This window comes from Blastococcus sp. CT_GayMR19 (genome assembly GCF_004570385.1).
Taxonomy (GTDB): Bacteria; Actinomycetota; Actinomycetes; order Mycobacteriales; family Geodermatophilaceae; genus Blastococcus_B.
In genome coordinates, this window is record NZ_SPQL01000033.1 from 1 (window position 1) to 10,004 (window position 10,004).

Here is a 10,004-nt window from a genome sequence, read left to right on the forward strand (position 1 = left end):
GTGCCGGACGCCGCGGGGCCGGCGGGGGAGTGGCCGGCGGGCGCGTGCACGGCCGGGCTGGCGCCGGGGCTGGTCGCCCGGCGGCGCGGACGGGTGCCGCTGTCGCCGGAGGTGGGTGCGGAACTGCTGGGGGAGGTCATGGAAGTGCTCGTCCTCGAAGGCTCGAGTGGCCGCCGTTCACCTCGGCGAGCGCGAGCGCCGGCGCACCTGCACAGGGGCAGGGCGGGACTCACATCGTCAGCGAGACGTCGGACAGCCGGGCGCGCCTCGGTGGCGCAGCCTCAGCCCGACGTCGATTCCTGCCGCTCCGGATGAGCGAGGGCGGCGCCGGTAGTCACCACTCAACCAGACATCCCACCCGCACGGCGACTCGGGCGGTGAGTCGCCGGTCACATCGAGTGAGCGACCGGCCCACGGTAGGTGCGCCGGTAGGTCAGCGGCGAGACGCCGATCGACGCCCGCAACTGCCCCCGGAGCGAGGCGGCCGTCCCGAAGCCGGCGTCGGCGGCGACCCGGTCCACCGGGTGGTCGGTGGACTCGAGCAGCTGGCGCGCCAGGGCCAGGCGCTGGGCCGCGAGCCACTGCTGCGGGGAGGTGCCTGTTTCGTCCCGGAAGCGCCGGGTGAACGTGCGGACGCTCATCCGGGCGTGCGCGGCCAGCTCGGCGAGGGTCAGCGGATCGCCGAGCCGCTCGACGGCCCAGGCCCGCGTGGCCGCCGTGCCGGTGGCGCCGTCCTGGGGAACGGGGCGCTCCACGAACTGCGACTGCCCGCCCTCCCGCCACGGGGCGACGACGCTCCGGCGGGCGACCCGGTTGGCCACCTCGGTGCCGTGATCGCGCCGGAGCAGGTGCAGCAGGAGGTCGATCCCGGCGGCGTTGCCCGCGGAGGTGAGGACGTCGCCGTCGTCGACGAACAGCACGTCGGGATCCAGGCGGACAGCGGGGTACAGGCGGCGGAAGCGCTCGGTGTACATCCAGTGCGTCGTCGCCGGCCGCCCGTCCAGGAGCCCCGCGGCAGCGAGCACGAACGCCCCCGTGCAGAGGGACACCAGCCGCGCCGAGCCGGCGGCCCGCCGGAGGAGGGCGGTGACCTCCGCCGGCAGCGTGCCGTCGGTCATCGCCGGGCCGCCGTGCACCGCGGGGACCACCAGGGTCTGCGCCGTCGCCACGATGGACGCGTCGTGCTCGGGAAGCACCGAGTAACCGCCCGAGGTCCGCACCGGCCCGCCGTCGAGGGTGGCCACCCGCACCCGGTAGAGCCGGCGGCCGTCGTCGTCGACCGCGGTGCCCAGGAAGCGGGGGGCCAGGCCGATCTCGAAGGCCGTGACGTCCGGCAGGGCGAGCACGACGACCTCGTGCCGATCCGGGAGGCCCCTGGTGCGCATGGCCGGATCCTTGCACATGTTGGCTGCCGGGCCACTGGTTCGCGCGATCGGGCGTCCGCCATGCTGTCCCGCGTGACCGCGCCTTCCCCGCCGCAGGCCCCGCCGCACCGGCATCGCATCCACCCCGCCTGGTGGGTGGCCGCGGTGACGTTCCTCGCCCTGGTCGGCGCCGCTGCGTTCCGGGCGGTGCCCGGGGTGCTCATCGACCCGCTGCGCGACGAGTTCGGCTGGTCGGTCTCCACGATCTCGGCCGCCGTCGCGGTGAACATGGCGCTGTACGGGCTGACGGCGCCGTTCGCCGCGGCGCTGATGGAGCGGTTCGGGATCCGCCGCGTGGTGATGTGCGCGCTGCTCGTGGTCGCGCTCGGGAGCGGCCTGACCGTCTTCATGACGACGAGCTGGCAGCTGGTCCTGCTGTGGGGCGTGCTGGTCGGCCTGGGCACGGGGTCGATGGCGTTGTCGCTGGTGGCCACGGTGACCGGCCGGTGGTTCGTGGCCCGGCGCGGGCTGGTCTCCGGGATCCTCACCGCCGGCGGGGCGGCCGGGCAGCTGATCTTCCTGCCGGTGGTGGCGTGGGTCGACTCGGTGTGGGGCTGGCGGGCTGCCTCCCTCGGCACCACCGCCGCTGCCCTCGCCGTGCTGCCGCTGGTGGCCTGGCTGCTGCGCGACCGTCCGCGGGACCTCGGGGTCACCCCGTACGGCGGAACGGCGGCCGACGACGTCGACCCGGTGCGCACCGGTGCCGCGCGGACCGCCGTCCGCGGGCTGCTGGAGGCCGCCCGCAGCCGCCCGTTCTGGCTGCTCGCCGTCGGCTTCTTCATCTGCGGCATGTCGACGAACGGCCTGGTGCAGCCGCACTTCATCCCGGCCGCGCACGACCACGGGATGCCGGTGACCACGGCCGCCGGCCTGCTCGCCGTCGTCGGGATCTTCGACATCGCCGGCACGATCTTCTCCGGCTGGCTCACCGACCGGATCGACCCGCGGGTGCTCCTGCTGGCCTACTACGGCCTGCGCGGCTTCTCGCTGTTCCTGCTGCCGCCGCTGTTCGGGCCGGACCTGCACGTCTCCATGATCGCGTTCATCGTGTTCTACGGCCTGGACTGGGTGGCGACCGTGCCGCCGACCCTGGCGCTGTGCCGCGAGCACTTCGGGGCGCGGGCGCCGGTGGTGTTCGGCTGGGTGTTCGCCTCGCACCAGCTCGGCTCCGCGGTGGCGGCGTTCGGGGGCGGCGTGATCCGCGACGTCACCGGCTCCTACGACCTGGCCTGGTTCCTAGCCGGTGGGCTGTGCATGGTGGCCGCCGCGGCGTCGGTCGCGATCCGGCGGAACCCGCCCCCGCCCGCCGGGACGGCGCTCCCCACGAACCCCACGGAGGCGGCGGCCGCCCAGGCCCACGGCTGACGCGCCCCCTCCGCTTTCGGTACCGAAAGCGGGGCGGGCGGGTTCCGCTTTCGGTACCGAAAGCGGGAAAGGGCAGGCGGGACGGCGTCAGGTCGGTGGGACGGCGAGTGCGGCGAGGAGCCGGTCGAGCAACGGCACCTGACCACGGACCAGCTTCGTGCGCGCCTCGTCGACGGGCACCCAGGCGGCCCGGTCGATCTCCGGGAACTCCTGCACGCGGCCCGACCGCGGCGGCCACTCGAGGGTGAAGGTGTTGCTGACCGCTGCGGCCGCGTCGAGGTCGCCCTCGGCGGCCCAGATCGTGAGCGCCTTGCCGCCGGACTGGCGCACCTCGCCGAGCGGCAGGAAGTCCTCGGCCGGGACCGGCACGCCGAGTTCCTCCTCGAACTCGCGCAGCGCGACGTCGAAGGGCTCCTCGCCCGGGCCGTACTCGCCCTTCGGCACCGACCAGGCGGCGTCGTCCTTCCGTGCCCAGAACGGCCCGCCCATGTGCCCGATCAGCACCTCGACGCCGGCGCCGCGGCGGCGGTAGAGCAGCAGTCCCGCACTCGTCCTCGGCATGCGGCGATTCTGCCGAGGACGGCGGTCCGCAGCCGCCAGGACCCAGGGGCTGAGCGTCCTAGCCGACCGGCTCCAGCGTGAAGCGCACGGTCTGCACGCGGATCAGGCCGTCGCGGAAGACGAAGGTGTCGACCCCGTCCTCGACCCGGGACTTCTCCGCGACCGCGGACCACTCGATGTAGAGGACGTCGTCCTCGAAAACCTGGACGGGCACCTCCCAGGCGGCGTCCGGCAGCTTCCCGAGCAGCGTCGTGAACGCCTCCCGCACGCCGTCCTTGCCGCGCCGTACCCCGCTGGACGTGACGAACAGGGCGTCGTCGGCGTAGTCCTCGACCACGCCGTCGATGTCCCCCGCCAGGAGGGCGGTCGCGTGGTGTTCGAAGATCTCCTGCGGCGTCCGTGCCATGCGTCCTCCCGATGCCGGGCACCGGAACCGTCCGTCCTCGTCCGGTGCTGGTGCCCAGGATGATCCGTGCGCCGGCACTCCGGAACCCGTCCCGACGCTGGGTGTCAGGAGGGGCTCGGCCGGCGCCGGCGGCACGACCAGGCCGGGCGGAGCCGACAGCTCAGGCGGTGGCGGCGGCGTGCGGGGCGACGGGACGGCCGAGGACCAGGTCGGCCGCGCGCTCGCCGATCAGGATCGTGGGCGCGTTCGTGTTGCCGCGGACCAGCGTCGGCATGGCCGAGGCGTCGGCGACGCGCAACCCCTCGATGCCCCGCACCCGCAGCTGCGCGTCGAGGACGGCCATCTCGTCGGTGCCCATCCGGCAGGAGGACACCGGGTGGTACAGCGACTCGAGCGTGCTCCGGACCGAGGCGCGGAGGGCGTCCCGGCCGTGCACCGGCGCACCGGGCGACCACTCGTCGGCGAGCACCGAGGCGAGCGGTCCCACCGAGGCGATCTCGCGGGCCTTCTCCATCCCGCACACCAGCGCGTCCAGGTCGCGCTCGTCGGTCAGGTAGCCCGCGTCGATGGCGGGGGACCAGGCCGGGTCCGCCGAGCGCAGCCGCACCGATCCCCGCGAGTGGACGTGCACGAGGACGACGGCCGCGGTGAACGCGTCGACGTCCGGGTCGATCTCCGCCTGCTTCCAGAACTTCACCGGCAGGAAGTGCATCTGCAGGTCGGGCTCGGGCAGCTCCGGCGTCGACCGGGTGAAGAGCCCGGACTCGGCGAGGTTCGAGGTCAGCGGTCCCCGGCGGGCGCCGAAGCACCGGGCGTACCCCGACGGCGACTCGGCGCGGAACAGCGACTTCCCCGACCGCACGTTCCAGACCACCGGCACCAGCGGGTGGTCCTGCAGCCCCGCGCCCACACCCGGCAGGTCGTGGACGACGTCGATCCCGACCTCGCGGAGGTGCCCGGCCGGGCCGATGCCCGAGAGCATCAGCAGCTGCGGGGAGTTGATCGCGCCGCCCGACAGCACGACCTCGCGGGTGGCGCGGGCGGTGTGCAGGCCGCCGCCGCAGCGGTACTCGACACCGGTCGCGCGGCCGCTCTCGATCAGGACGCGGGTGGCGAGCGCGCCGGTCCGGACGGTCAGGTTGGGCCGCTGGAGGACCGGGTGCAGGTAGGCGTCGGCCGCCGACCAGCGCCGGCCGCGCTTCTGGGTGACCTGGTACTGCCCGACGCCGTCGAGGCGGGCCCCGTTGAAGTCGTCGTTGCGCGGATGACCCGCGGCCACCGCCGACTGGACGACGGCGCGGGTCCACGGGTGGGGCGACCGCAGGTCCTCGACCCGCAGCGGGCCGCCCACGCCGTGGTAGCGGTCCACACCGCGGGCGTTGTCCTCCATCCGGCGGAACACCGGCAGCACGTTCTCGTAGGACCAGGACGGGTCGCCGGTGAGCTCGGCCCACTCGTCGTAGTCGGCGGCCGCACCGCGCATGTAGATCATCGCGTTGATCGACGACGAGCCGCCCAGCAGCTTCCCGCGCGGCCAGAACAGCGTCCGGCCCTCCAGACCCGGCTGCGGCTCCGTTCGGTAGTTCCAGTCCCGGCGGGTGCGCCACACCTTGTAGAGCCCGGCCGGGATCTGCACCTCGAGGACGTCGTCCGAGCCGCCGGCCTCGAGCAGCAGCACGTTCAGCGACGGGTCCTCCGTGAGCCGCCCGGCCACCGCGCACCCGGCCGAGCCGGCACCGACGACGACGACGTCGAACTCGTCAGAAGGGCCAAGAGCGTGCTCGTGGCCCCTCACCGGTGCCGCCCGTGCACCACGCCCATGACCCGGGCCAGGGCATCGGCGGCCGACGCGGGCCGGCCGAAGCTCATCAGGTCGACCGGCAGCGGGAAACGCCGGCGGGTGATCGCCTTGGCCCGGGTGAACTCCTTCAGACCGTCCTCGCCGTGGATCCGTCCGAAGCCGCTGTCGCCGACCCCGCCGAACGGCAGCGACGGCACCGAGGCGAAGGTGAGCACGGAGTTCACCGAGGTCATCCCGCTGCGCATCCGGCGGGCGAGGTCCATGCCGCGGGCCTTCGACTTCGTGAACACCGCGCCGCCGAGCCCGTGGGCCGAGGTGTTGGTCAGCTCGAGCGCCTCCTCGGCGTCCCGCACCCTCGTGATCGACAGCGTGGGTCCGAAGGTCTCCTCGCGGATGGCCGGGTTGTCCTCGGGGACGTCGAGCAGCACGGTCGGGGCGACGTAGTTCTCGTGGGGGAACTGGCCGGGGTCGGCGTCCCCACGGACCACGCGGGCGCCCGCGGTCGCGGCACCGTCGACGTGCCGCCGGACGATCCCGGTCTGCGACGCCATGGTCATCGGCCCGTACGACGCCTCGTCGTCCGACCCGGGGCGGAGCTTCCGGACCTGGGTGGTGACCTCGGCGACGAACCGGTCGTAGACCGCGCTGGTGGCGTAGACCCGCTCGATCCCGATGCAGGTCTGGCCGCCGTTGCTCATGGCGCCCCAGACCGCGGCGTCGGCCGCGGCGACCACATCGGCGTCGTCGTCGACGATCATCGCGTCCTTGCCGCCGAGCTCCAGGAGCACCGGGGTCAGGGTGTCGGCGCATGCGGCCATGACCCTCCGGCCGGTGGGGGCGGACCCGGTGAACGCCAGCTTGTCGACGCCGGCGCGGCACAACGCCGCGCCGGTCGAGCCCTCGCCGGTGACGACCTGGAAGGCGTCGGCGGCGTCCGGCACGGCGGCCCGCCAGGCGGCGGCCAGCCACGCGCCGATGGCCGGGGTGTGCTCCGACGGCTTGAAGACCACGGCGTTGCCCGCGGCCAGCGCGTAGGCGATCGAGCCCATCGGCGTGAACACCGGGTAGTTCCACGGCCCGATGACGCCGATGACGCCGAGCGGCTGGTACTCCAGGTAGGCGGCGTGGTTGGCCGCCAGCATCCCGGCCGGGACCCGGCGCGGCCCCAGGGTCTTGCGGGCGTGCGCGCCGGCCCAGGCGAGGTGGTCGATCGCCAGGGTGATCTCGAGGATGGCGTCGGCGTGCGGCTTGCCGTTCTCGCGGTGCACGAGGTCGGCCAGCTCGTGCAGCCTCCGGGCCACGTAGCCGCGGTAGGCGGTCAGCCGCTGCCGGCGCCCGTCCCAGCCGAGCTCCGCCCACTGCTTCGCCGCGGGGCGGGCGCGGTCGACCGTCTCCTGCACCGCGGCGGCGTCGTGCACCGGGAAGACACCGACGACGGCGCCGGTGGCCGGGTCGGTCGAGTCGAAGGTCTCGGTGGTGGCGTGCCGGTCCACGGTCCCCGCGGAGGCGTCGGTGACCGTGTCCATCTGCTCCGCGAGCGACATGAGTCGCAGGTTACCCACGGGTCACTTCGGGAGCCATGGACGGTCGACATCCGAGACGACGCGGTCCACGGCTGGCATGCTGCGCGCGTGAACCGGCGGTGTGGGTGGGGAGCGGCGGCGTTGCTGCTCGTGACGGGTTGCGCGTCGACCGAGGACCGGCTGGCGGACCAGCTGCAGGACCGCCTCGACGGCCTGCACGCCGGGTACGTCCACAGCAGGTCGCACGATCCGTACAGCACCGGCGGGCACGCGCTGGACGGTCTCGACCGGTACGGCTACGCCGTCGAGAGCTCGATCGACGGATACGCGGTCACTCTCGTCCGGGTGATCGCCGTGGAGGTGCTGGAGAGCAAATTCCTGGCACCCCCGGAGGAGTTCTCGTTGGGCGCGTGCGTCGAGGTGACCGTCGTGCCCGGATCGGGCGGCGACGGTCGCGGCTCGGTGACGACGGAACCCGTCCCGTGCCCGGCCGGCATGGCACACGACGCCGACGCCATGACCGACGCCGTCAAGGACATGACCACCGATCTGGAGGGGCGCTCGGACGACGTGCCGGAGCCGGAGCCGGATCGCCCGGTCTGCATGTCGGGAGAGGTGTGCACCGAGGGCGGCGGGTGACCGGGCCGGTTCAGTTGCCGGTGTCGGTGGCCGGGACGACGGCCCAGACCGTCTTGGTGCCCCGGGCCACGCACCAGCCGTGCTGCGCGGAGAGGTCCGCCACGAGGTAGAGGCCGAAGCCCCCGAGCCCCGGGTCGCGGCCCACGGCGGGCGCCGGCGGGACGTCGGTGGAGGTGTCGCTGACGGCGATGAGGAACTGGCCGTTCGTCCGGCTCAGCGCCGTGGCCACCGGGGGCCCACCGTGGCGCAGGGCGTTGGAGGTCAGCTCGTCCGCGATCAGCACCAGGCGCTCCGACCAGTGCTCGCGTCCGGGGTCGACGACACGCGGGCTGCCGGTGAGGGACTTCCGGAGGCGTGCCCGCAGGCCTGCCAGCTCGGCCAGCGAGGAGAGCTGCTGGCACCAGAGTTCGCCGAACCCCTGCGGCAGACGCGACGGCTGCCAGAGAGCCACCACCACCGCCTCGTCACCGGCCCGTCGGTTCGGGCCACTCGCCACGACGACTGCCGCCGGGTTGTCCCCTCCCGGTGCCCGCTGCGGGCGGTTCCGAACCGTCGTGTCACCCCATCGGTCTGCCGGGCCCGGGATCGGCGGCCTCTAGGGTCGCGCCACGACGGAGGACGGCGGGCTGGTGCCGCGCCGCGCCGGCCCGCGACGAGAGGCCCGACCATGCAGAGCGAGACCGCTCGCGGGACGAGCGACCCCTTCGACACCGCGGGGATCCGCCGTCGCGTGCTCGCCGCCTGGACCGATTCCCCGGCCCGCTTCCGGGAGGACGCCAACGCCGAGGAGGACCTGGTCCGCGGCGGCTACCGCGACCGGCTGCTGATCGAGCTGGCACAGAACGCCGCCGACGCCGCCCTCCGGGCCGGCGTCCCCGGGCGGCTGCGCCTGGAACTGGCCGGGGACATCCTCCTGGCGGCCAACACCGGCGTCCCGCTGGACGACGGCGGCGTACAGGGACTGGTAACCCTGCGGGCGTCGGCCAAGCGGGACGATACGGGCAGCGTCGGGCGGTTCGGCGTCGGCTTCGCCGCGGTCCTGGCGGTGAGCGACGAGCCCGTGGTGCTGTCGACGTCCGGTGGCGTGCGGTTCAGCGCCGCGGGGACCAGGGCGCACGTGGCCTCCGTACCGGGGCTGGCGGCGGAGCTGGCGCGCCGGGACGGCGCCGTTCCGGTGCTGCGACTGCCCTGGCCCGCCGAGGGGACGCCGCCGGAGGGGTTCGCGACCGCGGTGGTGCTGCCGCTGCGGGCCGGCGCGCGTGCGGGGGTCGCGGCGGCCCTGGAGGCACTCCGCGGCGAGTTGCTGCTCGCCCTGCCCGGCCTGGGCAGCGTGGACGTCGTCGTGGACGGCCGGATGCGCACGCTGTCGGCAGCGCCGGCGGACGGCGGGATCGCAATCACCGACGGCGGTCGCGCCACCGTCTGGCGCGTCGCGCAGCGGTCGGGGGAGCTGCCTGCCGGGCTCGTCGCCGACCGGCCGGTGGAGGAGCGGGGACGGCGGTCCTGGACGGTCACCTGGGCGGTGCCGCTCGACGACTCCGCGGACGGACGGCGGGGGCGGCCGAGCCCGCTCCCGTCCGGTCAGGTCGTGCACGCACCGACGCCGAGCGACGAGCCGCTGACGCTGCCCGCGCGGCTGATCGCGCCGTTCCCGCTCGGGCCGGACCGGCGGCACGTGGTTCCCGGCCCGGTCACCGACGCGCTGGTGACGGCAGCGGCCGAGGCCTACGCCGACCTGCTGGCCTCGCTCCCGGCGGACCCCGTCCTGCTGGCCCTCGTGCCCCGTGCCGGCCTGGCGGGGGCCGCGCTCGACGCGGCGCTGGGCTCGGCGGTGCTGGACCGGCTGCGCGCGGTCGCCTGGCTGCCCGTGGCCGGGAGGGACGGCGTCCGCCAGCCGCCCGACCGTGCCGCGGCGCTGGACGACGCGACCGACGAACGGGTGGCGGCGCTGGCCGGTGTCCTGCCGGGGCTGCTGCCCGCAGCCTGGTCCCGGCGGTCCGATCTCCCCGCGCGAACCGCCCTGGGGATCCGCCGGATCGCCATCGCCGAGGCGGTCGAGGCGGTGCGCGGGGTGGAGCGGCCGGCGTCCTGGTGGGCGGAGCTCTACGCCGCGCTGGACGGCGCGGACCGCGAGGAGCTCGCGGCGCTGCCCGTTCCGCTGGCCGACGGGCGCACCGCGCACGGTCCGGCGGGGGTGCTGCTGCCCGATCCGGGACTGCCGGTCGACCGGCTCGGCCCGCTCGGCCTGCGCCTGGCCGATCCGGCGGCGGCCGGGCCGCCCGCGG

The 10,004-nt window shown here is 75.0% G+C and carries 8 protein-coding genes and 1 pseudogene; 3 read left to right on the forward strand and 6 right to left on the reverse strand.

What is annotated here, in order from left to right; translation table 11 throughout:
• Nucleotides 1-389 precede the first annotated feature (389 nt).
• The gene (locus E4P39_RS21955) at nt 390-1,385 is read right to left on the reverse strand and encodes a helix-turn-helix domain-containing protein (protein WP_135138777.1); all 996 of its coding nucleotides are present in this window, start codon (nt 1,383-1,385) and stop codon (nt 390-392) included.
• 72 nt (nt 1,386-1,457) lie between these two features.
• Between E4P39_RS21955 and E4P39_RS21960 the strand changes: the two genes are divergently transcribed.
• Nucleotides 1,458-2,789 (forward strand): MFS transporter, encoded by a 1,332-nt coding sequence (locus E4P39_RS21960; protein ID WP_245160038.1) that lies wholly within the window; start codon nt 1,458-1,460, stop codon nt 2,787-2,789.
• An 87-nt stretch (nt 2,790-2,876) separates the two neighbouring features.
• Here the strand turns inward: E4P39_RS21960 and E4P39_RS21965 are convergent, their stop codons facing one another.
• The 4 genes from E4P39_RS21965 to E4P39_RS21980 all read right to left on the reverse strand — a co-directional run bounded on the left by E4P39_RS21965 (nt 2,877) and on the right by E4P39_RS21980 (nt 7,101).
• Nucleotides 2,877-3,350, reverse strand: a complete 474-nt coding sequence (locus tag E4P39_RS21965; protein WP_135138780.1) for an NUDIX domain-containing protein — start codon at nt 3,348-3,350, stop codon at nt 2,877-2,879.
• A gap of 58 nt (nt 3,351-3,408) precedes the next feature.
• Complete coding sequence (locus E4P39_RS21970; protein WP_135138781.1) at nt 3,409-3,756, reverse strand: nuclear transport factor 2 family protein; 348 nt, start codon at nt 3,754-3,756, stop codon at nt 3,409-3,411.
• Nucleotides 3,757-3,916: 160 nt separating this feature from the next.
• On the reverse strand, nt 3,917-5,551 hold the full coding sequence (locus E4P39_RS21975) for a GMC family oxidoreductase N-terminal domain-containing protein (protein ID WP_135138787.1): 1,635 nt from the start codon (nt 5,549-5,551) through the stop codon (nt 3,917-3,919).
• On the reverse strand, nt 5,548-7,101 hold the full coding sequence (locus tag E4P39_RS21980; RefSeq protein ID WP_135138788.1) for an aldehyde dehydrogenase family protein: 1,554 nt from the start codon (nt 7,099-7,101) through the stop codon (nt 5,548-5,550). The genes E4P39_RS21975 and E4P39_RS21980 overlap by 4 nt, the downstream gene beginning before the upstream one ends.
• 87 nt (nt 7,102-7,188) lie before the next feature.
• Between E4P39_RS21980 and E4P39_RS21985 the strand changes: the two genes are divergently transcribed.
• A complete protein-coding gene (locus tag E4P39_RS21985) occupies nt 7,189-7,719 on the forward strand; it encodes a hypothetical protein (RefSeq protein WP_135138789.1) in 531 nt (176 codons plus the stop codon).
• A gap of 10 nt (nt 7,720-7,729) precedes the next feature.
• On the opposite strand, the gene E4P39_RS21990 is transcribed toward E4P39_RS21985, so the two are convergent.
• Nucleotides 7,730-8,215: an ATP-binding protein gene (locus E4P39_RS21990; RefSeq protein ID WP_245160039.1), complete on the reverse strand. Its 486-nt coding sequence runs from the start codon at nt 8,213-8,215 to the stop codon at nt 7,730-7,732.
• Nucleotides 8,216-8,386: 171 nt separating this feature from the next.
• Between E4P39_RS21990 and E4P39_RS22000 the strand changes: the two are divergent.
• A pseudogene (locus E4P39_RS22000) lies at nt 8,387-10,004 on the forward strand (hypothetical protein); the annotation flags it as partial.